Source organism: Ktedonosporobacter rubrisoli (genome assembly GCF_004208415.1).
Classification (GTDB): Bacteria; Chloroflexota; Ktedonobacteria; order Ktedonobacterales; family Ktedonobacteraceae; genus Ktedonosporobacter; species Ktedonosporobacter rubrisoli.
In genome coordinates, this window is the sequence record NZ_CP035758.1 from 10696137 (window position 1) to 10719124 (window position 22988).

General features: G+C 50.8%; 17 protein-coding genes and 1 pseudogene. 7 read left to right on the plus strand and 11 right to left on the minus strand.

Going from position 1 to position 22988, the window contains the following annotated elements; all coding sequences use genetic code 11:
• Positions 1–147 precede the first annotated feature (147 nt).
• A complete protein-coding gene (locus EPA93_RS45655) occupies positions 148–882 on the plus strand; it encodes a LysR family transcriptional regulator (RefSeq protein WP_129893935.1) in 735 nt (244 codons plus the stop codon).
• A gap of 53 nt (positions 883–935) precedes the next feature.
• The gene (locus tag EPA93_RS50675; RefSeq protein WP_277988708.1) at positions 936–1067 is read left to right on the plus strand and encodes a hypothetical protein; all 132 of its coding nucleotides are present in this window, start codon (positions 936–938) and stop codon (positions 1065–1067) included.
• Between the two features lie 33 nt (positions 1068–1100).
• Here EPA93_RS50675 and EPA93_RS45660 read toward each other — a convergent pair whose 3' ends face one another.
• Positions 1101–1895 (minus strand): ABC transporter permease, encoded by a 795-nt coding sequence (locus EPA93_RS45660; RefSeq protein ID WP_129893936.1) that lies wholly within the window; start codon positions 1893–1895, stop codon positions 1101–1103.
• A pseudogene (locus EPA93_RS51280) lies at positions 1896–2677 on the minus strand (ABC transporter ATP-binding protein). It abuts the gene before it with no gap.
• A gap of 343 nt (positions 2678–3020) precedes the next feature.
• On the opposite strand from EPA93_RS51280, the gene EPA93_RS45670 reads away from it, so the two are divergent.
• The 3 genes from EPA93_RS45670 (at position 3021) to EPA93_RS45680 (ending at position 5715) form a co-directional block, all read left to right on the plus strand.
• Positions 3021–3722: an SHOCT-like domain-containing protein gene (locus EPA93_RS45670; protein WP_129893937.1), complete on the plus strand. Its 702-nt coding sequence runs from the start codon at positions 3021–3023 to the stop codon at positions 3720–3722.
• 57 nt (positions 3723–3779) lie between these two features.
• On the plus strand, positions 3780–4148 hold the full coding sequence (locus EPA93_RS45675; RefSeq protein ID WP_129893938.1) for a DUF2089 domain-containing protein: 369 nt from the start codon (positions 3780–3782) through the stop codon (positions 4146–4148).
• Positions 4149–4530: 382 nt separating this feature from the next.
• Positions 4531–5715 carry a cytochrome P450 family protein gene (locus tag EPA93_RS45680; protein WP_129893939.1) on the plus strand — a complete coding sequence of 395 codons (1185 nt, stop codon included), beginning with the start codon at positions 4531–4533 and terminating at the stop codon, positions 5713–5715.
• A gap of 205 nt (positions 5716–5920) precedes the next feature.
• Here EPA93_RS45680 and EPA93_RS45685 read toward each other — a convergent pair whose 3' ends face one another.
• From EPA93_RS45685 to EPA93_RS45700, 4 genes are all read right to left on the minus strand, one after another.
• Entirely contained in the window at positions 5921–6802 is an 882-nt protein-coding gene (locus EPA93_RS45685; RefSeq protein WP_207229373.1) for a methionyl-tRNA formyltransferase, read from the minus strand.
• Positions 6803–6840: 38 nt separating this feature from the next.
• Positions 6841–8229 (minus strand): lanthionine synthetase C family protein, encoded by a 1389-nt coding sequence (locus EPA93_RS45690; protein WP_129893941.1) that lies wholly within the window; start codon positions 8227–8229, stop codon positions 6841–6843.
• A 149-nt stretch (positions 8230–8378) separates the two neighbouring features.
• Positions 8379–8609, minus strand: coding sequence for an FDLD family class I lanthipeptide (locus EPA93_RS45695; RefSeq protein ID WP_129893942.1), 231 nt, complete (start codon positions 8607–8609; stop codon positions 8379–8381).
• Between the two features lie 384 nt (positions 8610–8993).
• Positions 8994–9632: a response regulator transcription factor gene (locus tag EPA93_RS45700; protein WP_165423833.1), complete on the minus strand. Its 639-nt coding sequence runs from the start codon at positions 9630–9632 to the stop codon at positions 8994–8996.
• A 479-nt stretch (positions 9633–10111) separates the two neighbouring features.
• On the opposite strand from EPA93_RS45700, the gene fxsT (EPA93_RS45705) reads away from it, so the two are divergent.
• Positions 10112–12574, plus strand: coding sequence for an FxSxx-COOH system tetratricopeptide repeat protein (gene fxsT, locus EPA93_RS45705; RefSeq protein ID WP_129893944.1), 2463 nt, complete (start codon positions 10112–10114; stop codon positions 12572–12574).
• 1141 nt (positions 12575–13715) lie between these two features.
• Here fxsT (EPA93_RS45705) and fxsT (EPA93_RS45710) read toward each other — a convergent pair.
• On the minus strand, positions 13716–16682 hold the full coding sequence (gene fxsT / locus EPA93_RS45710; RefSeq protein ID WP_165423834.1) for an FxSxx-COOH system tetratricopeptide repeat protein: 2967 nt from the start codon (positions 16680–16682) through the stop codon (positions 13716–13718).
• A 443-nt stretch (positions 16683–17125) separates the two neighbouring features.
• On the opposite strand from fxsT (EPA93_RS45710), the gene EPA93_RS45715 reads away from it, so the two are divergent.
• Positions 17126–18034, plus strand: coding sequence for an SMI1/KNR4 family protein (locus tag EPA93_RS45715; RefSeq protein ID WP_165423835.1), 909 nt, complete (start codon positions 17126–17128; stop codon positions 18032–18034).
• Between the two features lie 375 nt (positions 18035–18409).
• Here the strand turns inward: EPA93_RS45715 and EPA93_RS45720 are convergent, their stop codons facing one another.
• From EPA93_RS45720 to EPA93_RS45735, 4 genes are all read right to left on the minus strand, one after another.
• A complete protein-coding gene (locus EPA93_RS45720; protein ID WP_129893947.1) occupies positions 18410–18898 on the minus strand; it encodes a nuclear transport factor 2 family protein in 489 nt (162 codons plus the stop codon).
• Positions 18899–18931: 33 nt separating this feature from the next.
• Positions 18932–19642 (minus strand): SDR family oxidoreductase, encoded by a 711-nt coding sequence (locus EPA93_RS45725; RefSeq protein ID WP_129893948.1) that lies wholly within the window; start codon positions 19640–19642, stop codon positions 18932–18934.
• A 183-nt stretch (positions 19643–19825) separates the two neighbouring features.
• Positions 19826–21082 carry an MFS transporter gene (locus EPA93_RS45730; protein WP_129893949.1) on the minus strand — a complete coding sequence of 419 codons (1257 nt, stop codon included), beginning with the start codon at positions 21080–21082 and terminating at the stop codon, positions 19826–19828.
• Between the two features lie 404 nt (positions 21083–21486).
• Positions 21487–22956, minus strand: a complete 1470-nt coding sequence (locus tag EPA93_RS45735) for a coproporphyrinogen-III oxidase family protein (protein WP_129893950.1) — start codon at positions 22954–22956, stop codon at positions 21487–21489.
• Positions 22957–22988: the final 32 nt, after the last annotated feature.

Sequence of the window (22988 nt, forward strand, 5' to 3'; positions counted from 1 at the left end):
CGTTCTCGGGATGGGAGCATTGCGCCTTAAGGTGCGGAGGGGAAAAGCGTTTTCCTCTTGCCAAGCATAGAAGAAAGGAGTATATTTTGTCAATATAAAGTAAACGAACGAATCATTCAATTTTATTGAACTGGAAAGGAACATGTGATGGAACTGCGCCAGCTCGAAACGTTTCTGACGATTGTGAGGGAGGGGAGCTTTGTCAAAGCAGCCGAAAAGCTTCAGTATGCCCAATCAACTATCACCATTCATATTCAGCAGCTTGAGGCGGAACTTGGGGTGAAATTGTTTGCTCGTCAGGGAAAGCAGATGCAGCTGACCGAGGCAGGGAAGGCATTGTGGGAACAAGCTGATGCCTTGCGGCAGCGGGCAGTGGCCTTGCAGCAAGCGATGCAAGAGATTATTGCAGGAGATGCGGGACATATCCGTCTGGGGGCGATTGAACCAACGGCGAGCCTGCGTTTGGCTCCGTTGCTCATTGCCTTTTCTCACGAGTTTCCCAAGCTTCAACTCACACTGGAAGTGGGCAATGCTGCGATGGTGAATCCGCGAGTGAGTTCCGGCGATCTTGATTTTGCCATCAGTTCTCCACCCGAATCTCATACAGGCTTAGCATTTGAGCCACTCTTTTTTGAGGCATTAAGCATCTTGCTCCCAGAACACCATCCTCTCGCTCACAAAGAGCCGCTTGAGGCAGCAGACCTGAAAGGTCAGCGCATTCTTTTAACCGATCGTGGTTGTGGGTATCGGGCAGTAGTTGAAAAGGCGTTGCTCTCACAAGGAGTCAATCCCTTTTCTGGTATCGAGATGGGAAGTATAGAGGTGATCAAACAAGCTGTTCAGGGGAAGTGGGGATCGCGCTGCTTCCAGGTGTTGCAGTGACCCCACCTCCCAGGCAAACAATTTTGCGCGAGTTGCAAGGAGTTGATATACATGTGCCAGTAGGTCTCGTTTCTCATCCTGAAGCCTATCATTTTGGCCGTATTCAGCAAGCCCTCCTGACCTACTTGCGTACCCATCTTAAGAGGCAAAGCATGCAAGAAATCGGAGGGCAATCAGAGAGATGAGGGCATTTCTATTTCTCGGATACCGTTCTCTTTTCATGTGCGCTTTTTATAGGCCCACATCGCAAAGAGGTAAGCTAGCAGCAGAATGCCGATGCACCAGGCAAGGGCAACCCATATCTCATTCCCCACAGGTTGTTCAGACAGCAATGCGCGGATGGTGTCTACAATCGCCGTGACTGGCTGGTTTTCGGCAAAGACCCTGACGACCAGTGGCATCGATTTGGTGGGCACAAACGCCGAGCTGATAAAAGGCAAGAAGATCAGCGGATACGAAAAGGTGGTTGCGCCGTCTATCGATTTAGCGGTCAGGCCAGGAATCACCGCCACCCAGGTTAATGTCAGCGTAAACAACGCGAGGATGCCAACGACGGCAAGCCAGGACAGAATGCCGGCCGACGAGCGGAAGCCCATCAGCAAAGCGACGAGGATGATGACCACCACAGAAATCGCATTAGAGACCAGTGAGGTCAGGACGTGTCCCCACAGGAGAGTGGAAGGGGCAATCGGCATGGAGCGAAAGCGTTCCATGATTCCCCGTTGGACATCGGTAAACAAGCGGAAAGCCGTATAGGAGATTCCGCTTGAAATCGCGATCAGTAAGATACCAGGTAATAAGTAATTGACATAGTTCGCTGTCCCGGTTTGTATGGCGCCACCGAATACATAGACGAACAGCAGCATAAACATAATCGGCATGATGGTGACCGTGATGATGGTATCCATGCTGCGGAAGATATGGCGCATGGACCGGCCGAGCATCACGCTCAGATCGCTGAAAAAGTGTTTTTGTATCCGGGTTCCTGAGTAGTTACTCTGGATTGTTTCCATTTACAGTTCCTCCTTTTTGCCAATGATGGCAAGAAAGATCTCCTCAAGGCTCGGCTGTTTTTCTACATACTCCACCTGAGCCGGGGGAAATAGCCTTTTGAGCTCGGCGAGGGTGCCGCTGGCAATAATCTTGCCCTCGTGGAGGATGGCAATGCGATCAGCCAGTTGTTCCGCCTCGTCGAGGTACTGCGTGGTCAAGAAGACGGTGATGCCCCCAGAAGCTAATTTCTTCACCACTTTCCACACCTCGATGCGTGCCTCGGGGTCCAGCCCGGTGGTCGGCTCGTCAAGGAAGAGGATCGGCGGGGTTCCCACCAGACTCATGGCCAGGTCAAGTCGGCGGCGCATCCCCCCGAATACGTCGACGCGCGGCGGTTTGCAGCCTCGGTTAGCCCGAAGCTTGCCAGCAACTCGTAGGCTACCTGGCGCGGCCGGCTGAGATGGCGGAGCCGGGCAATCAGGATCAGGTTTTCGCGCCCGGTCAATATCTCATCCACAGCGGCAAATTGCCCGGTCAGACTGAGGGATTGGCGCACCAGCTCTGGCTGTGAGGCCACATCAAAGCCGTTGATCATGGCTGTTCCGCTGTCCTGTTTGAGCAGCGTGGTAAGGATTTTGACCAGCGTGGTCTTGCCCGCACCGTTGGAGCCGAGCAGAGCAAAAATACTGCCCCGCTCCACGCTGAGATTCACGCCTTGTAAGACGCTGAGCTGCTTGTATGATTTTCGAATATCTTGTACTTGAATGGCTATACTTTGCACAGTCTCCTCCTTACCAGTCATACGAGCATAAAGCTGTTCACTCTTAGGATTTGTCTGCATACTTCTTCTTTCTCTTTTTAACTTGATACTCGCTTAGCTAGCACAAACGAATAAAAAAGCAGAAGGATTTTCTTACTATAAATCGTGGCAATTATTGTTTTATTGTTGATAATAGACTACTGGCAAAACATAAATTTGTCAAGTAAATTGGCAATAAAAAATAATATTGAGGCGAAATTTACTTGTAATAATCGCAATGTCTTGACATTGACCAGATTATGCGCTATTATTGCCATATATATTAGTATTTTTTGCTAAATACTATGGCAACATAGCATTGATAAACCTTCAGGGAGAAAGAGGCATGGCAAACGCAGAACGCAAAAAAATACTGGAGATGGTAGCTTCTGGCCGGCTTACTGTTGAGCAAGCTGATCAGTTGATGGATCTACTCAGTACGAGAAGCGCCACTGACGCAGAGAAGCAACCAGAAGGACAGAGAACTGGCGAATACACCCAGGAGTTCATAGGGAGAATAAGAGGGTATGGAAAGGGTATGGAGAAGGAGCTGAGAGCAGCAGGGCTCAAGTGGGACAGGTCAGATCCTGATTTGAAGATGTATGGGATAAGCGCAGCCTACATCAGGGGATTGCAAGAAGCGGGACTGGGCGAACTTACGGTGGAAGAAATCATTTCTCTGAAAAATAATCATGTAGATACAGACTATGTAAGAGCGCTGATGGATCTGGACATGCCGGACCTGACAGTGAAGCAAATCATCACGTTGAAAAATTATGGGTTAGATGGAGACTACATCAGGGGATTGCAAGAAGCAGGAATAGCTGATCTTACAACGAAGCATTGTATCAATTTGAAGAACCATGAAGTAGACGCAGCCTACATCAGAGCGTTGCGAGAGGCAGGCCTAATCAACCTGACAGTGAAACAAATCATCGTTTTGAAGACATACGAGGTCAGTGCAGATGAGGTGCGAGCATGGAGAGAGGCAGGCTTAAACGATCTGACTGTGGAACACATCCTTGCCTTGAAGAAGTATGGAGTATGAACTACCAGCACAATAGTATCGAGACGTTATTCCTCTCGCATCTCGAAGGGGGAGCATGTGAATTCACTTAATCCACTGATCACAAAAGATCCGGTAAATGGCGACGATTTGATTGTGACGCGCCTGGAAGGCAGGCGGAGCGGCATTGTCATCGAAGGAAAGTTTAGCCTTGATTGGATGGGACGTTTAACTCCGCAACAGCTCACCTTCGTGGGACTTCTTGTCAAGCATCGTGGAAATGTCCAGCGCCTGGCCGCAGAATTGAATGTTGCCTACAACACTGCGCGCAATCATCTCGATGAAATTGTCGCTGCTCTGGAGTATCCACCTGAGGATGAGGACGATGCTGCGCCTGTAAACGTCCTTGAGCAGCTTTCGCAGGGTGCGATAAGCTTTGAGGAGGCTTTAGATTTGTTGAAGAGATAATGTACCTGCTCTTCTGTAAAATTCTGCGATGAATTTCTGTTTCTTCCTCTGTATGAGGATGAGCGATGGCCGCGAGATCTTTTCTTGGGTGTTTTCTCTCTGTCCAAGTATTTGAGCTATAGACAGCTGCGAGAGGAACGAAACGTCTTTGCCCCATTTTCTGGCAGTGAGCTCCCGCAGCCTTCATAAGGGTGGAATCTTCCCATAGGTGATCGAGCTGATGTCGGTGGATCTCTCCATGAGCCACTTGAGATTGCTCGGTTTGTGTCATATACTTGGAAGAGCTTCTCGTCCACAGGAGATCGTTCGAAGACAAGAAGAAGTGGATCAGAGAGCACGTTTTCTCCACAGTGACGCTGTGGTCAGACGTAGGGAGGGTCGCATGACCGAGATGACGATCAACGATTTGCTAAGCCAGGAAGCGAAAAGCACCCCTCATGCCTTCTATGCAGAATTGCGCTCGACTGAGCCGCTCATCTATATCAAAGAGCTGGACGCCTGGGTAGTGACGACCTATGAAGATGCCCTCTGGCTGTTCAAAGATCCACGTTTCACCAAGGATCGCCGCAAGTTCGCAGAAGCAGAGGAGCGACGGGATGAGACCTGGGGAACGTTTGAACTGCGTACGCTGTTGATGGTTGATCCGCCTGACCACACGCGGTTACGCCATCTCGTCTCCAAAGCCTTTACCCCGCGCATGATTGAGTACCAGCGCCCACATATCCAACAGATTACCGATGACCTACTCGACAGCATTCAAGCGCAGGGAGCGATGGATCTCATTGCTGACTTTGCCTATCCACTGTCGCTTACTGTGATTTCGGATCTGCTGGGCATTCCCGCCACAGACCGTCAGCAGTTCCGTGCCTGGACGCAGGCCATGGTGGATCTCACCACAGAGAGAGAGCAGCGCACACACGTGATTCAGCAGTTTCTGAACTACCTCAAAGCGTTGCTAGATGAGAAACGTGCTTGCCCTGATAATGACCTGACGAGCAGCCTTGTGCAAGCGGAAGAGAACGGGGACCAGCTCAACGAGAATGAGCTCATTTCGATGCTCATCCTGCTCATCATTGCCGGTCACGAAACCACAGTGAATCTCTTGGGAAATGGTACCCTGGCCTTATTACAGCATCCTGATCAACTTCACATGCTTCGTACCGATCCTGAGCTGTTTGCTGGCGCAGTCGAAGAACTGTTGCGCTACACCTCGCCAGTTAGCCTGTCTGATGAACGCTGGGCAACCGAGGATGTAGAACGGTACGGTAAGCTGATTCGCAAAGGCCAGCAAGTCCTGGCTGCACTGATTTCCGCGAACGCCGATCCGCAGCGTATGCAGGCGGGAGAGATCCTTGATATCACGCGGCGTGAGCATCAGCACCTGGCCTTTGGCAAGGGAATACACGCGTGTTTAGGCGCACCACTGGCTCGTTTAGAGGGACGCATCGCATTCAGCACTTTACTGCACCGATTGCCCAACTTGCAACTGGCGGGTGATCCTTCCCACCTGGTCTGGAAACGGAACCTGATGCTGCGTGGCCTCACCAGTTTGCCTGTCACCTTTTAAGGGAAGAAGCATCTACAGGCCGTGGGTGCCCGCAGCGGAGGTGGCGATCCTGAAAGCTCAGCAGGACGAATACTTTCCTGGAGCAAGCTCATAAGGCCTTTTTCTTGAAGCCTTCTTCTTTTGGGTGGAACCTTTTGTATCCTATCACAGATCGGACCTCTCTTTTTCCTTGCCCCGCCTTTTGGGTATAACCGCTGGAAATGGCTTAATTTGGCTCGCAGCTATACTCTTGAAGAAAAAGCGCATCCTGACCAGTTTGCACTACCATTCCTGCGGAGGAGCGCCTGAGTACGGAGCCAGGACTAGCAGAGCGGTCGGAAGGAAGCGTATTGATGACCTGAGCCTGATGTATCGATAGGTGCTGATCATTAATTGTTGCCCGAGCACCTCCCAGGTTGCGCCAGAGACATACTTGCCGGCGTAACTGTTTTGCCGAACGCGTCCAGTCCAACCAACGTTCAGCATTTGTTACATGCGGTGCGTAGCAAGTACCCTCAATTGGCTGTGGTATACCGGAATTGCCTGATACAATAGCTTGTAGGGCATCTGGGAGGGCTGCCAGCGAGGGAGGGAGGAAACTGGCAAAATAGCTGCTCAAATCCTCTGCGCAATCCAGTTCCATGTCACGTTGCACCAGAATTGGTCCAGTATCAATATCAGCATCCATGCGGTGAAATGTTATTCCTGTCTGTGTCTCTCCATTCATGAATTGCCAGAATATTGGCTCAGGGCCACGATAGCGAGGGAGCAAAGAGGGATGCCAGTTGACGCAGCCTAGACGGGGGACATCCAGGAGAGCCGGGGGAAATTTTCGGGGAAAGCCTGCCACCAGTATCAAATCGGGTGATAGGCCTTGCAATATTTCTGGTAAGCGCTGCATATGGCTTGCCACAAGCACATCCAGCCCTCGTGGTGCATTGGCAACGATCTGCAGATAGTGGCTAACAGGATGTTTCCTTGTTCCTGGTGAGATGACCAGCAGCAGGACATGCTGTCCCAGCGTTTCTAGTTCACTAACGAACGCTTGAATAGTTGCCGGAGCTAGAAGAGAAAATAAGATAATGCGCAGCGAAGGGAGAGATGACATTGAAACCTCCATAGTATCTTGCCAGGGATGATCCTTACTCATGCAATGAGAAAGATACGATGCCACGTCGGCTCTATAGATGTAGATGCTGCCAGAAGTGTGAGGGCAACCCCTACCGCTCCAGTCAATAGGCCAGGATCATCCACCCAATTATCTTCTTGCTCCAAATCGCGGAAACCGGCCGGGTGACATGGGTTGAACTCATTAAGGATTTGAGAGGTGAGCCTGGGAATATGCTGATGCACTATTGTGCTATTTGTTTCGTGAGCGAAACGCAAACAGATAGCAAGCTGGCCGGCAACGCCATGACAGAAGGTAACCGAGTCGATCCTACGCATAGTGATCGAGCGTTGCAGAACGCTCTCGATAGCCTCAAGCGCTCTATGACAAAGATCCGTATCGTCGAGTGCTGTACCGGCTAACCATAAAGCGCGCGAAATCCCAGGACTACCATAGCACCAGGCATCCCGGCTCGGCGGCAACATGCTCCACTCACTCCTGGAATAGGATTGCCGAAGCGGTACTCCAGCTGGCCAACTGATGCCCCAGGAAGCGCGTAATTGGTGGTCTATTATCCAGCGTACCAGGGAGCGAATGGCTGCCTGTTGCCCTGGGACCCGATGACCGGCATGCCACGCTGCAGATAACGCAGCCAGTGGGCCTGGAATACCATGAGCTAGTCCGCAGTTGAAGTAGCCATCAGGATAGCTTTTTTGCTGCAACTCAGTTGGATAGAGCTCCGGTGGCAGAAACCAGCGCTCATATCCGTGTGCTTCATCGCGCTCTGCTAGCCAGATAAGATAGCCCAGGAGCTGCTGTATGGCTTCCTGTGTATATTTAGCAGACTGATCAAGTGTGGAAAGATAGCCGAGAATACCTGCGGCACCCGTGATGATGTCATAATCAGCATCAGCGACTCCAGAGGCCTGCCCCCTTCTCCATTGCGTTTGTAGCACCTGCTGCGCTACGCGTTCATTAAGGATATGCGCGGTCCGCTGATAACGCCTATCATCCTGAGCAAAGAGCGCAACAACACTGGCCAGTCCGCTGCTGCCGCCAAAGAGCCCCGGCTGCATAAGTGGCTGTTGACGAGTGTGCTCAGCGGCAAGGCGCAGGTGATCTCGGGCCATATATTCCCAGTTTTGTTCCGGGAAGCTGCGCGCTAGGAAAAGGAAAAGTAGAGCTGTGCTGCCAAAACCTGATGAGAGTGATGAGGGACTCCATCCCCAGAAGCTCATAGCTTGTTGCTTAGCAAGTTGGGCAAGCGCGATAACGTGATCTGGATCGCGCAGGCGTTGCGCAACTACCTGTGTCGCTTCCAGGGCCTGACTACGTAGGGACCCTTCGAGGACCGGCTGCCAGCTGACAGATGGGCAGGCGGCACTATCAACGGGAAGGGCTCCCTGCGATCGCATGTGTTCGTCCATGTGTCTCTCCTTGTACTCATCGAGTAAGCTTCTGGGCTTAGCAAAGCGGTTTCGCGCGGCTTGGTTTGACGTGTCTCCTCCCCGTTGGCAGAAGGCAAACAGGGAGGAGCCTAAAGCATAGTAAGCTACTATGCGTGCAGGAGTTGTTACTAACAGTTAGGCCAGCAGCTACAAGTCCAGCAGCTACCACCATGACATGTAGCGCAGCTGCATGACCATACAGTGGCGATAGCTTGAGGCGTCTTTCCGTCTTTTACCGCTGCAGGCGTAAAGACCTGAATATCCAGGTCAAATTCGCTCTCTACAATCGCGGCATTGCGCTCTTTGATCTCAGCGGGGACCTCCTTGACTTGTCCACCTTTTACCAGTGTGCTCTCCATGCACAGTTCTCCTTTCTAGTATAGACGACGTGTTGTACTTAGGACAGACTGACAGTGAGCCGATGCACTTTGGTATCACACCAATTCGAACGACTACCCTTATCCCTGCCTGGCAACCATATCTGCCAGAGCGACAAAGAGAAAGCAATATGGCATTGATTTTCCTTTTACGCTTGTAGATTGATGCTTCCCTCTTAAATCGCTATAGAAGATAGTGCTGGTACCTAGTATGCAAGAAAATTACTTCCATGTCATCGTTTAACAAGATAATTTTGCGTACTGCCTGGAATGTAGAGCGCGTACTTTATTTGCAAGACGTTTCTTTACGAAATATCTTTGACAGATGATTTTAGCTCCCGCTTGGCCCCGCACGGAGCTACTTTTTTACGGTGTATCTGCAAGGTAGAAAAATAACCCGATCTCGTGTCCCATCAGTACAGCTGATAGCGGACTATTCAGGCCCCATTTGGCATATATATGCTGTCGATGCGTAGCCACTGTCGTTGGGCTAATATGTAAGAGCCTTGCAATTTCGCCTTGAGTATAGCCATGGCCCATATGCATTAGCACATCTCTTTCGCGCATAGTCAGCGGCTCGATCCAGGGATGATGAGCCTGGTAGCGAACAAACGTATCTTTCTCAACTCTATCTATGATGATGCCGCAGGTCTTTGCCAGTTGTTCGGCTACAGAACTAGATAAGCAAGGGAGATGAGTGTGCGCGTTGAGAGCGATACACAGGGTTCCATAGCTGTAGTGTTCGTATTGAACGGGGTAGCGTAAAGAACCAGTTTCATAGGGTTCAGGGCAAGTAACTGAGGAAAGGTGTAAAGAGAGATAAGCATGATGAGCAGTAATCTCAGTTACTGACTGACAGAGATACTTTCCGATGGTACGAGGATGGCAGTGCGCGGTATCTACAACGGCAAAGAGCAAGGACTGAGCAAGAGGACGCTCCTCATGGCCAGTGGGGGAAACAGAGACGAGTTCTTGATCTATTCTGCCACTATTTCTTCTAAACATAGGATTTTCCTTTCTAAGCGGCTGAGAGTTATCAACCAGATGTAATGACAGAAAGTGGCCAGCAAGGTAAATCTCAAGAAGCAAGCAGGCATTGAGTCTGGATAGCAGATGCCCTGGGGCCTGCATTGGTGCCAACTATGAAAAAAGTTCCTTCTAAGGGAAAAGCAGAGCAGAAAACTGCCCTTATTCAGGCGCATGCAAAGCGTCTTAGAATGAGGGGTAACGATGATCTCTTGGCGGCTCTGCACCTCTTAAAGCTCTCTATAGAAGAGGCATCTTCATTTGTTTCTCGTAACTTTTAATTGATGAGCAGCCGTAAAGATGATAAAGTATGTTGCAGGTCTCCTCGAAGAAACTTTTCCAGGCCAACCATCTACTACACATAGTGACGCAAATTATGTCATAATACAATGACAGAAACAAGATAATTACCAGACATCTTTTGTCGCGTTCGTGAGTTCTACCTCTTGGAACTGATTATGAAAGATACAACAAAAGACAACCACCTTGCCAGCGAGGCGCGCAGTTTCGGGCAGATCCTGCGTCAACATCGTATTCGTTTGCACCTTTCTCAAGAAGCGCTAGCCGAAGAGCTTGGGGTGACGGCGAGAAGCATTAGCAGATGGGAACATGATCTATCTATGCCTCAGCACCACTATCGAGAACGTCTGAGCCATCTACTTAAAATTGAAATACCTTTCCTTCATGGCTCTTTTGATACGCAGCTTCGTCCATCTCCCTGGAATGTGCCATATCCACGAAACTACTTTTTTACGGGGCGAGAGCAGGTTCTTCGGGAGCTTCATGACGCTTTTACTACTCAATCTCTTTCTGTCCTTGCGCTCAGCGGGTTGGCTGGAATTGGCAAGACACAAACTGCTGTCGAATTTGCCTACCGCTTTCGTTGCAGATATAGTGCTGTTCTCTGGGTGCGAGCCGAGACGCGCTTCCTTCTTGAGACTGACCTTACTGCTACCGCTAAATTGCTGAATCCTCTCGAAGAAGGGGCCTTTGACCAACAGTGCATCCTCGCCTTCAAGCGCTGGTTAAATGAGCACAAGGGCTGGCTCCTGATTCTTGATAACGTGGAAGAGTTCTCGCTCGTCCAGGATCTCCTCGCCTGTGCACAGACTGGCTCACTTCTACTGACGACCCAGAGGCAGGCTGTAGGAACTCAGGCTTTCAGTATCGAGCTAGAGCCAATGGAGCCAGATGAAGCAACATTATTTCTGCTGCGTCGTGCCAGGCTGCTTGCACCCAATGCCCCTCTTGCAGAAGCGACGGTAGAACAGTGCCGGACAGCACGAACCCTGGCCCAACAGATGGATGGGCTTCCCCTGGCCCTCGATCAAATAGGGGCCTATCTTGAAGAGACGGGAGGCACACTTTCCAATTACTTGTACTGCTATCAGCAGCAACAGGGCGTCCTCCTCAACCGGCGTGGAGGATTAGGCAGTGATCATCCTCGCTCCCTCATGGCGACCCTTGCACTCACTCTCCAGCAGATTGAACGGCTGCAACCAGCTGCTGCTCATCTCCTCAGGCTTTGTTCCTTGCTGCATCCTGACTCCATTCCTGAGGAACTATTCACCCAGGAAGTTCTAGGCCCATGTGCAGCAGCGCTCCCCGGCGCCCGTTCCTCGTTGCTGGTGGACGAAGCGTGTGCAGTATTGCGCCAATATTCCTTGCTCAAGCGTCACCCCGATACCAGGACACTCACAGTTCATCGCCTCGTCCAGATAGTCCTTAAGGAGCAAATGGAGCAGTCAACCTATCAATTATTGGCAAGACAGGCTGTTTACGCCGTCAATCGTCTCTTTCCCTCTGTTGAGGAACTCACTACCTGGCCTCGTTGTCAGCAGCTGCTTCCTCAAGCGCTGCAGTGCGCCGAACTTATCATCCATGAACGGCTGGTCTCTGTCGAGGCAGCTCGATTACTCCAGCAAACCGGGATTTACCTTTTGGAATGTGCTTCTTATAGCCAGGCAGAAGGCTATCTGCAGCATGCTTTGGTGCTGTACCTGCAACTCTTTGGGCCCGAACATCCGACAGTGGCAGAAAGCTTGAATTCCCTGGCAGAACTTTGCTACTTTAGGGGTCGCTATAAACAAGCAGAGCCCCTCTATCAGAGATCGCTTGACATACGACTCCAGCAGTTTGGGAACGACCATCCCGATGTGGCAAACAGCCTAAATAATCTTGCTGGCCTCTTCTATGCCCTTGGTCGTTATAAGCAGGCGGAGCCACTCTACCAACAAGCGTTATCAATTCGTGAGCGGCTGCTGGGTCCTGAGCACCTGGATGTCGCGGAGACACTACAAAATCTAGCTTATCTCTATTATGTACAAGGGAACTATAAGCAGGCAGAGCCGCTCTATCAAAGAGCTTTTATCATCTTGAAGCAGGTATTAGGTCATGAACATGCTTATTTGGTGACCATCTACAACAATCTAGGCAGGCTCTATCAGGCGAAGGGTTCCTGCTCTCAAGCAGAAGCCTTCTATCAACGCGCGCTGGCCCTCTGCAAAAAGAAATTAGGTCCTCAACATCCTCATCGCGCATTGACATATCACAATTTGGCAGAGCTCTCTTGTGCCAGGAGAGAGTATGAGCAGGCAGAGCGATTCTATCGGTTAGCTTTACACTTGCGCCAGCAAGTCCTTGGTCCTGAGCATCCCCGCACGGCCCAGAGCTTGCATGATCTAGCAGTCCTTTGTAGCCTTCAAGGTAGAGAAACGCAAGCAGAAGATTTCTACCTGCAAGCGCTAAGAATTCGTGAAACAACTCTGGGTCCAGACCATCCAGATCTTGCGCTTACCATAGAGGCATATGTATGCCTGCTCGCTCAGCAGGGCCGGGAGAGAGAAGCCGGACCGCTCCGCATGCGAGCACAGGCGATTCGAGTCAGATGCGCGGAAAGAAAGCATTGTAGCCTGCCATAAGGCTATGAGTTGCTGCTGTAAGATGATCGGAACACCATGTAGGATGAACGCTTATGTACAAAAGCGGCTCCCACTCCACTTTATCTAAGATAGGTGTGAATGTGGCATAGGACTCTTTTCTATGGTATTCTATCCTTGTTGAGGATTACTTTATTCTCTGATAGAAACATATGACCCGATTCTCCTGGTTGAGGGATGGTTCCGACGAGATATGGTTGCTCAGCACATAAATCCTAAGTAGATAGATAAATTTAAATATGTATATTTATAGCGGTCAATGGGCAGAACGATGAGAGGGATAAAATCAGTGAGAACAGCAACGATGCATGGTGCCAGGATATCGGATGCTGATACGCATCATGACCAACCCCTCCGCAAACTACACTCCCCATCTCTTCTAGATGGAAAGCGACTATTTATTCATTTCCTGCGCGGTCTGCCTGAAGGAGCGGGGCGAATAAAAGGCTGGCTCAGCCAACAAGCAAGCACTATTTATTACATTACTGACATGGCAGCCTTGCCTGAAGCTGTATCATACCCCCCCCCAAGTAGATATATGCCAATGTAAAAATGTACAAAGGGGGTCCATAGCTAGGGAGCTTGGAGTGTGGAACTGGGGAACATTCGCATCATCTTCGCCTCTCGCATCACTCACGATTTCTCCTATAGAAAAGCTCATAGCACAATTTTTCTGCATTCTTACTGCACGACAAGGAAATAGGGATAAAGCCTCTCTTATTGTTCTTCACTCCATTACGGTATCCCGCGATGAGCGTTGTCAGATAAGCTACCTTATCGCCGGCCTTCATTGGATTTACCTGTTAACAGTAGAGCAGGCATTTCGCTTGCTGCTTTTCATACTTGCTGAGGTACAGACATATTACCGTCCTGTTGACATACAGAAAAGGACCAATGATCAATGGAGGATATCCCATCTCGTCTGTGATGCGTTCAACTGGTCTAGTGCTAAAGGGGATCAAAAAAAGGATAGGAAACGGCCCGGACCAATAACGCCCACGAGTCCAGAGAAGGAGAAGCAAGAGCCTGAGAAAGAGAGCAATAAAGGCAAGAGGAAGGGGAAAGAGCCAAGAACGGAGAGGCCAGCGCCCTTCATCACTCAAACGAAAAAGATTACTTTGGCCTAGTAGTCGTGCTGAGGTGGCTCTGTTGGTGTCGGCTCTTTCTGTGCCCTGACCTTTTGTCGCACTGTTGTGGCCTCTTCACTTCTGTTGAGGCGCTCCAGCAGAGAAGCATACTTTTCTGGCATCTGGGCCACGTCTGGATGCCTGGGCGCAGGTATGTGCAGATAGAGCGTAAATGCTTGCTGGAACAATGACTCCGCTTCTGTATCCCTATGTTGATCAGCTAGCAGATTTGCTAGATTTGCCAGGCTCTGGGCGATACTGGGATGTGTTGCGTCTAGAACCTTTTCACGGATGGCAAGTGCGCGTCGTAAGAGCTTTTCCGCACGTTCTTTGTCTCCTGTTCTGCAGAAGAGTTGTCCCAGATTATGAAGCACGCTCGCTACTGCTGGGTGCTCTGATCCCAGAGCTACTTCGTAGATGCTCAGGGCTCGTTGATAGAGCAACTCAGCTGATTGATACTGTTTTTGCCTGGTTGCCAGGAATGCTTGATCGTTAAGGATAAGGGCTACATCGGGATGTCCAGATCCTAGTGTTTGTTCGCAGACGGTCAAAGCCTGCTGGTAGAAACTCTCAGCACGCTGGTAGTCACCCTGCGATGTAGCAAGCCCTGCCAATTTGTTCTTACTATGAGCTGTTTCAGGGTGTATCTCTCCAAAGGCCTGCTGGCAAATGGCAAAGGCCCGCTGATAGAGAATTGCCGCTTGTTGATAGTCTCCCTCTCGCTCTGCCAGCGTACCAAGGCCATCTAATGGATAGGTCAGGTCGGGATGGCTGGCAGGGCGGGAGAGCTCATAAATGGCAAGTGCTCGCCGGTACGCTGATTCGGCTTGGGCAAAGCGCCCTTGCTGAAAATAGGTGAGACCAAGCTCGTTCAGCGTGTCTGCGACGTCAGGGTGAACTGGTCCCTTTGTGCGTTCTTCTATTGCGAGTACATGCAGGTAGTTATGCTTGGCCTCCTGGTATTTTCCTAGATCTCCATAGATCATCGTGAGGTTATGCAGGCTCTCCATCGTTTTGGGATGGTCTGGACCCAGAGTGCGCTCGCGTAACTCCCGAGCACGTTGATGGATCGTCTGAGCTTCTTTATAGCGAGCTTGCTGACGATAGAGGAGCCCCAGCGAATTGAGTGTCTGGGCTATATTTAGCACATCTGTACGTCGGTGATGTTCATAGAGATACAAGGCCTGCTTCAAATATTTTTCGGCGTCATCATAGGAGGCGCGTTGTGCGCAAAAGGAACCCAGGCGCTCTAAAAGCTGCGCTCCCTCCTTTGATGAGAGGTGAAAGTTGGTGATCAGTGCAGCACAATTTTCTGCCTGGGGTAGGTAGCGTTCACAAATGGCCATGGTGTCGAAACGTACCTCTGGAAATGTGCGATTGATCAGGCACACTGCCTGCCGGGCCCAATAGCGTCGCTGCTCCTTTGGCAATCTCTCGATAAGAACATCCTGGACAATCCGCTGGAGCTGCAAGACCGTTCCATCGGCACAGTAGCGGATCAGGCAGTAACGGTGTAGTTGACCTAGCGCCTCGTGAAGGGTGAGATGGTTGGTCACAAGAGAGCGCAACGGCTCATATAATTCTCGCCCTCCTTTCACGAGCTGTCCTTCGATAATAACGTCAGGGTGCAAAAAGGCTAGCAGGTACAACAAGTCCAGATGAAGGGGATTCTGTAGAGCCTCAAGCATGGAGGCGAGAATTTCCATGACTGATGTGCGCTGATTGTCTGTCGCCTGCCCGCGTTCGCTCAGCAAATATGCGCGCTGCTCTTTATAAAGCTTGAGGTAGTCAGCGAGGCTTCCCCCTTTTTCTTTTAGAAAGGCTCCGGCTTGCTCCAGTGCCAAAGGAAAGCCATCTAGTGCGCGCACTAATTCTTTAGCCTGGTGTACTATCTCTTCCGGGGCCTGTTTAAGGGATGCCTGAGCCTGAAGGATCTGCAGGCGGCGCAGTAGGAATAAAGCACCTGCATTGATATCCATAGATGAAACAGGAAGATCGAGGATACCTTTCCTGGTGTTCGGCATGCGCATGGTGAGAAGAACATGGCCGCTGCTCAAGCGGGGAACAATGAGATCGATCAGGCTCATATCCTCGATCTGATCGAGTACAAGAAGCCAGTGTGGCCTGTCTCGTAGCCATTGCTTGACAGCGGCAAAGAATTGTCGCTCATTTTCACGAACGGCCGAGGGCACCGCGAGATGGTCGGAGAGAATATTTACGTAGGTGCTGAGCATGGTACGAGATGAAGCATTGAGCCAGAGAATGTCCTGATAGAGATCAGAAGACGTATCACAATATTCCTTAGCGATGGATGTCTTACCTACACCGCCAAGGCCGCTTAAAGCCAGGATAGCAGTTCTACCACCATGCTCAGAGGCGAAGAACGAAGAAATAGTCTCTAGAAGTTGCTCACGATTCGTAAAAAGATTGTCGTAGGGATCAGGTGGATCGTACAGAAGAACAGCTTGAGAAGGAGATTGGCGAGGGATAGACTCCTGGGAAGCAAGTTCATCGACGACCTTGCGAATCCCTTGAACCACGTCAACGAATGCGTCATCCTTATCCGTCCAGCGGCTGATGGGCCGGCCATCGGAAGGGAGTGATCGGTACTGCCTGAGAGGCGAGCAATCCCAATCCGTAGGGAAGAGCTGAACAGGAATTATATGAGCCCTTCTTAGGTCTTTGAATTCAAGCGCTCGCTGCATTTCACGTTGCTGTGAGGCAAAGAAGTCTTTGCTCGTAAGCAGGATAATTAGATCTGCCTGATTCAGGTGTGACTCAATGAGCTGGATTGTTGGACTCTTCTCGTCGAGCCTGCTATTGTAGCATTGGAGTGTGGGATAATGCGAGAATAAGAGACTCAAATGTTTGAGAAGCTTGTTAAAAGCATCTGTATCTGCGCGGGACGTGGTAGCATAAGAGATGAAGATGGTGATAGCTCTGGAGGGCGATGAAACGGACATAGGCAGCATCCTGTGCTCAATCGATGTATAAAAAAACAACACCCCAGGTGAAATTTACGAGAAGGCAAAAATTTCTCGCATTGTCCTTTCCCTGTCATTGTAACTTATTGTCGACAATCTATCCTTGAGCAACAGTAGCCAGGAAGAATGAATAGATAATGCCGTTGCTCATTGATATACGTTGTCGAGGCGGATCTAACTTGTGTGTCATCAATTTCCCTTTCAATACTCTTTTGGGAATTATACCTGATTTTTCAGAGTTTTGCCTGATTTCTCTCCCCGCATGGGTGGTATAGTGGGACCGGTTGTTGGGCAGTCACAATAATCTCCGCTACTCGCAAACAGCAGTAATCTCCTAAGATGTCCTTTTTTGAGCGGAAGAAGAAGAAATATAAAGAAGTATTGACTAGTGCTCTATGCGAAGCAGTATCAAAGGAGAAAACATGATCCAATCCGTATCTATAAGTTGGGCGCGCATTGATACCTGGCTCAAAGCGAATGCCTTCCAGGCCTGGCAAGGCCTGAACCCCGGTGCTTCTCAGGAGGAGATCGCAAAGCTCGAAGCAGCTATAGGTGAGCAGCTCCCGGAAGATTTTAAGGCATCTTACTGCATTCATAACGGCGTGAAATTTGGTTATGAGTTTGAATATGTATTCATGGGCATGACAGAATTTTGTCCACTTACGTCTGTTGCAGGCGGGGAGCGGGATCTCTATTATTACCTCTTGCAAGAAAAAGAGTGGGCAGATCAAGTCCCAAAATTGGTCGATGCGTCTCGCATTCAGCCTGTCTGGCGCCATCCCAAATGGCTGACATTCGCCAAAGACTCTTCCCAGGAGCAGGATTGGTGCCTCGATCTTGCTCCCGCCTCTTTAGGGCAGAGAGGCCAGATTATAAGCTGGATGGTCGATGATGGCCCTGGTGAGGTCATCTTTCCCAATTTTGCCTCGCTGCTCGCGACCTATGCAGATCTTTTGGAAGCTGGCTTCTTGCTTGGTTTTTACTCATTACCATACTATATCCTCACGCGGGAGCAGATTCAGCATCGTCGCAGTTCATTTTTGTGTGCTACTCCGGCAAAACCCCTCTTGCAACAAGCCGTCCAGTTAGCCTGGGCTGAGGAAGAGGAGAGGAGTCAAGCGCTCTGCAAGCAGGTGTTACAGATGGCTGATGCCACAGTAGAGGATCGTTTTCTGGCCTACTCTGCACTTTTTTCCTCCTATCAGGGGAGAGGCTACGCTGATAGTGAAGCCGAGAGCTTTTTCACCCAATGGAAAATCGAAGCCCTGAATGTGCCAGAGGAGCACTGGACACGAGCGGAACTTTCCTGGCGTGCTAACATGTTCCGCTAAATCTGCTGGGAGAGCTTAAGGTCCAAGGCCTGAGGAAGAATCAGTTGGGAAGGAAACGTGTTGCTATCGATAAATACGATTGACCGCTTGCACCAGATCCTTCTCATACGGTGGCGCGAAATTGCTCAGCTAAAATCTCATTGCGTAACCTGTGGACCTCGCTTTCCCTCTCGCGATGGACTGGGAAAATAGACAGGAGGCTGCGCTCCAGATGCCTTCATTGCCCTTGTTGATAGAGCTGATGCAGCGTCACACTCGCCAGGAAGACGATCACTCTTGAGTTGATGGTCAGGACAATCTCATCTTCTCCCTTCGCTTGAACGCGCTCAAGCGCGGTTGCACGGTTCGTTGTGTGGCGAGACTGCCTTGTTCCATCTAGTGGGTGTGGGTGCGTACCAGGTCGTTGCCCCGGTTATATTTGGCGAAGTAGCGGAACGCATTCAGACGCCAGCCCTGCACTGTGCGCTGCAGACTAAAGCGATAATTCCCCCACGTTTCCCAGAGATCCGAACCTTCATGATAGTTGAGCAAGCGATTCCAGGAGTAGCCATGCGCCCAGACCTCTGCCTTATCTCCTGTGATTGTAATCTGGTAGTTGGTAGCCATATGATGGCTGAGCTTCTCTGCATGTAAGCCCACCTGGAATCCACCCAGCAGGTCGTCCGCCGTCATCTGTACCGGACCGCCTCCGTTCAACGAACTCATGTCAACCTCAATGGGTCCGTCAACGAAGAGCTGATGCGCCTGCGACCAGGCTTTCTGATCGGTATAGATAAACAGCAGATCGACGATATGGCGAATCGCCCGCTCGTCTTCCAGGTTCGGCAATGCCGAAAGCTGCCCGGATGCTGATATATTTTCCATCTGTATTTGCTCCTTTTCGGTAAAAATACTGGCTTACCAGGAAAGCGCCCGGCCATCGCGGAAGAAGCTCCCTGTGGGTCCATCATCAGGCAGGGTTGCGGCCCAGACGATGCCTGCTGCTCCTTCGGCAATCGGTCGGCCTCCCGCGCCTCCCATATCGGTCGCGACCCAGCCGGGGCAGATCGCATTTACGAGAATACCTGTTCCCGCCAGTTCGGCGGCAAGCTGGCGCGTCAGAGCGTTGAGCGCGGCTTTAGAGATGCTATATGCTGGTGTGCCCGCTCCCATATGCGCGAGCGATCCCGCTTCGCTAGAAACATTGACGATGCGACCAGCCCGGCTTTTGCGCAAGAGTGGGAGAAAGGTCTGACACATGCGCCAGGCGCCGAAGGTGTTGGTTTCTAGCGCCTCGTGAACAAGGGCCAGGTCAGCCGTTGACGTTTGCTGCCAGGTATCATAGAGGATGGCTGCATTGTTCACGAGAATGTTCAGGCATCCGAATGTATCGGCTACCTCTGAGGCGAGGCGCTCGATGCTCTGTTGATCGGTCACATCGAGCTGGCGCGGCAAGATTGCTAGCCCAGCTTCGATGAGTGGTTGGGCTGCCAGCTCTCCCTTACGAAGATCGCGTGCACCCAGGATCACCCGTATACCTCTGTGGGCGAGCTGGCTGACTACTTCCAGGCCGATGCCGCGATTGGCGCCGGTCACGAGCGCGATCTGCTGTATCCTCTGTCCTGACATGTACACTGCTCCTTAGAGATCTCAGCTTAATCTCTCTATAAGATACACCAGGAAGGGAAGTCATGCTATTGTCTTTGTGCGCTTTTTGTTGAAATTGTGCGTCAGCTTATCGTTGGTAGGCTGGCTCGTGTGTGGAAACATAGCTGGCAAAAACCAGGCTTAGCTAAGAGACTCTTTGCCTGATCACGTATTTTCGCTAGCTTCCTGAGCACGCAACGCCTGATTTCCTTTGAACACCAGCGTGCATAGAGGGATGCCGATCAGGAGGATCATACCAGCGAGGGCAAGCAGCGTGGCCGGAGAGAGCAGAAGTCCCAGTGCTGCGAAGAGGCCATATGCTGCCAGATTGGCGACAGATCCTATGGCATTAAAGAAGGAATAGACACGTCCGCGAAGATGATTCGGGATAGAGTGGGCCAGAAGCGTTTGGAACGAGAGGAGACCGCAGGCATTGCCCACGCTGACCACGAAGAAAATAGGCAGAATCCAGGTTGGCCCTGGGTGCAAAAGAAAGAGCAGGTATGCCAGGCCCGCTACTACAGGGGCATAGAGCATGAGCGTTCGCTTCGAGATCCGTTCGTCGAGCAGGCCGATCAACCAGGCCATAAAGGCCATACTTCCTGCGAGCACCACGCCAGTGATTCCATAGAGTTGATCGCTGAGTGTAGCTGAGAGTCCCAGGGAGAGCTTAATGTAGAGGACTGTGCCCAGGGCTGAAGCAGCGCTGACAATAATAAACACCACGTGGTAGCTGGCAATATAGCGTAGAGCAGCGTTTTGCCAGAGGAAGGAAAGGCCTACTCCCAGGTCTTGTAAAAAGTTTTTCGCTGGGTCCTGGCGTTCTACATTGGCTACAGAGATCGTTAGCGTCAGGAGAAATCCTACGGTAAAGGTCGCAGTATCGAAGAGAAAAGCCGCTCGCGGTCCACCCGCCAGGCCAATGATGATAGCTGCTAGCATCGGTCCGATCACTTGCATCGTCTTGTAGCCCATATAGGAGAGGCTTATCGATTTCGTGAATTGTTCCTGCGTAATCTGAGGAATTGTCGCTGAATATGTGGCAAGAAATATCGCCTGCATAATAGCAGCCAGCAGCGCCAGCACATATAATTGCCAGACGCTTGTGCTCAGGAACATCCCCAGGGCGCAGCCAATGCGCACAAAATCGGCCACCAGCAAAAGCGTGCGTCGATTCCAGTGGTCGACGAATACGCCGGCAATGGGTCCAATTACGATGAGAGGGAGCATTTCCACGCCAAAGCCCAGTCCTAATCCCACCGGAGATTTCGTGATCTCGTACACGAGGAGCGGAAAGGCGATATCTGAGACGGCATCGCCAAGCTGAGAGATCGTCTGACCAGTCCACAGGCGTATCCAGTTGCCATTGTGAAACACATCGCGGTACGTGACCTGGCGCTTCTCCGCGGTGGAACGTTCCATGAAGTACTCCTCACACAAAGGCGTCAGAGGAGAACGTGAGGTTCTTCACCGACGCCACTGACAATCTATTTGCCAAAGGAAAGGAGGTACATTCTTACCAGCCCTCAACAGTGCCAGGTTGGGGAGTCAAGCTTTCTACCTCCTTTCTCACCACATAGAAGTGTATTTTTACCAGATAGAATCTGTGCCAAGTTTGGGAGTCCAGATAGAATCTGTGCCAAGTTTAGGTGCCATGCTTTTCACCTCCTTTCTGTCGTGGACTCTACCTGCCGATATATCGTTCGGGTAAGTAGAGGGAACAATTCCTGTAATGCCTCCAGCAATCTATGTACCGGATGATCGTAGGTATCTTTTTTTCTGAAAACTGCCTGCATCGGCCTGTTAAGCCACGCATCCTTTTCTCGCTACGATGCCGCTCGTACGGGGAGAGGGATTAGTTCTTGCATTGGACGAGAGAGGCTGTATACCTGCTCGTCATCACGCTCCCGCCCCTGCTTGAAGGCGCGATCTACAAGGTTGGCGAGATGCTGCCGATGCCAGCGCGGCATGAGCATGTATTCCAGATCCACATAGTTAAACCAGCCTGTCTCTGTCACCTCGTACCACTCGCCTTTATCTATCGCCAGCCCTTGCTTTACTGCTAGTTCCAACGTCTCGCGCGTCTCTGCATCCACTCGCTCCCAGTCAATACGCTTCTTATCGAGCGTGCCCCGATAAGGAAAGTACACAATGCCTTTCTCTGCATCATTGAGAACATGCCAGGCGTTAAACCAGGGTTTGTCGGACTTGCCCAGCAGGCGATCCATGTATTCCGCACGATTGGCAATGCCACTCGTTACCCGTGAGCCAAACATCGAAACTGCTCCAACACCGTAACTATCCAAACACTCGTCTCCATATCCATAGACGAGATCGTGATAGCGAAAAGTCGGAGTATGCTGTACCACCACCCGCTGCCCCCACGTCTCTTGTGTTTGTTTTGCATAGCTGTACCCGTTGATTGGCACATATCCGTGTGCCCGCAGATACTCGTTGAGAAAGAGTCGATAGCTCAGTTTAGTGCTCGCTGACAAGGGATGTCGCCCTGCCTCGCGAAATGCCTGGTGCAACTTACGCTGTGTGCTCGCGTTATTGAGTGGATAGCAATCTATCGACGTTGTGCCCAGTGCCAGGTAGCCATTGACATCAGCTATCAGCTCATCGAGCGTTTGGCCTGCCATTCCATAGAGCAGATCCATATTTGTGTACGGAAATCGCTCGTTCGTCCATGCGGCCACTTGCTGAATCTGCTCCACCGTAGCGGTGAGATCAAAGAGCTCGCGATACTTGGGGTTAAGTGTCTGTGCCCCAAAGCTGATCCGATTGACCCCGATCTCGCTCATAGCCTGGAGTTTCTCCAGGGTGACGCTCTTTACCTCGCACTCGAACGTGAACTCTTGCAGGTCACGGGTATCAAAGTGGTGATGGATAGCTTCACCCAAACGCCGAATCTGGTCTGGCTCTAATACTGAAGGCGTGCCACCACCAAAATAAATCGTATCAATAGGCTGATGAGCCAGAGCGGCGAACTTGTGCTTGTATGCGATCTCATTGAGGAGTGCCTGTACGTAATGCTCAACCTCGTCCTTATGGGTGTAGGAAGCGCGCTCGAACGGGCAGAAGCTACAGATAGTTTCACAGAAAGGAATATGGAAATAGAGAGCACGGCGGTGTGGGTGATAGTCTGTCAGTTCTTTATAGATATCCCAGGGATTGGCTATTTTATGCTCATCGCTCACAAAAGGATAATACCAATTATAAACTGGGATCTGCTTATCGAATTTGAGCAGCGTCGCATAGGAGTTTATTTGCAAGTCTAAACTCATGGTAAGCATGGATCTGTCCCTCTCGCTTCCTAGTCTAGCAG

Coding starts and splice junctions, on each gene's coding strand:
- EPA93_RS45730 (WP_129893949.1), bottom strand. CDS start 21,082: ATGGAACGTTCCACCGCGGAGAAGCGCCAGGTCACGTACCGCGATGTG.
- EPA93_RS45685 (WP_207229373.1), bottom strand. CDS start 6,802: ATGTCATCTCTCCCTTCGCTGCGCATTATCTTATTTTCTCTTCTAGCT.
- fxsT (WP_165423834.1), bottom strand. CDS start 16,682: ATGTCCGTTTCATCGCCCTCCAGAGCTATCACCATCTTCATCTCTTAT.
- EPA93_RS45695 (WP_129893942.1), bottom strand. CDS start 8,609: ATGGAGAGCACACTGGTAAAAGGTGGACAAGTCAAGGAGGTCCCCGCT.
- EPA93_RS45660 (WP_129893936.1), bottom strand. CDS start 1,895: ATGGAAACAATCCAGAGTAACTACTCAGGAACCCGGATACAAAAACAC.
- fxsT (WP_129893944.1), top strand. CDS start 10,112: ATGAAAGATACAACAAAAGACAACCACCTTGCCAGCGAGGCGCGCAGT.
- EPA93_RS45655 (WP_129893935.1), top strand. CDS start 148: ATGGAACTGCGCCAGCTCGAAACGTTTCTGACGATTGTGAGGGAGGGG.
- EPA93_RS45720 (WP_129893947.1), bottom strand. CDS start 18,898: ATGGAAAATATATCAGCATCCGGGCAGCTTTCGGCATTGCCGAACCTG.
- EPA93_RS45690 (WP_129893941.1), bottom strand. CDS start 8,229: ATGGACGAACACATGCGATCGCAGGGAGCCCTTCCCGTTGATAGTGCC.
- EPA93_RS45735 (WP_129893950.1), bottom strand. CDS start 22,956: ATGCTTACCATGAGTTTAGACTTGCAAATAAACTCCTATGCGACGCTG.
- EPA93_RS45670 (WP_129893937.1), top strand. CDS start 3,021: ATGGCAAACGCAGAACGCAAAAAAATACTGGAGATGGTAGCTTCTGGC.
- EPA93_RS45715 (WP_165423835.1), top strand. CDS start 17,126: ATGATCCAATCCGTATCTATAAGTTGGGCGCGCATTGATACCTGGCTC.
- EPA93_RS45680 (WP_129893939.1), top strand. CDS start 4,531: ATGACCGAGATGACGATCAACGATTTGCTAAGCCAGGAAGCGAAAAGC.
- EPA93_RS45725 (WP_129893948.1), bottom strand. CDS start 19,642: ATGTCAGGACAGAGGATACAGCAGATCGCGCTCGTGACCGGCGCCAAT.
- EPA93_RS45700 (WP_165423833.1), bottom strand. CDS start 9,632: ATGTTTAGAAGAAATAGTGGCAGAATAGATCAAGAACTCGTCTCTGTT.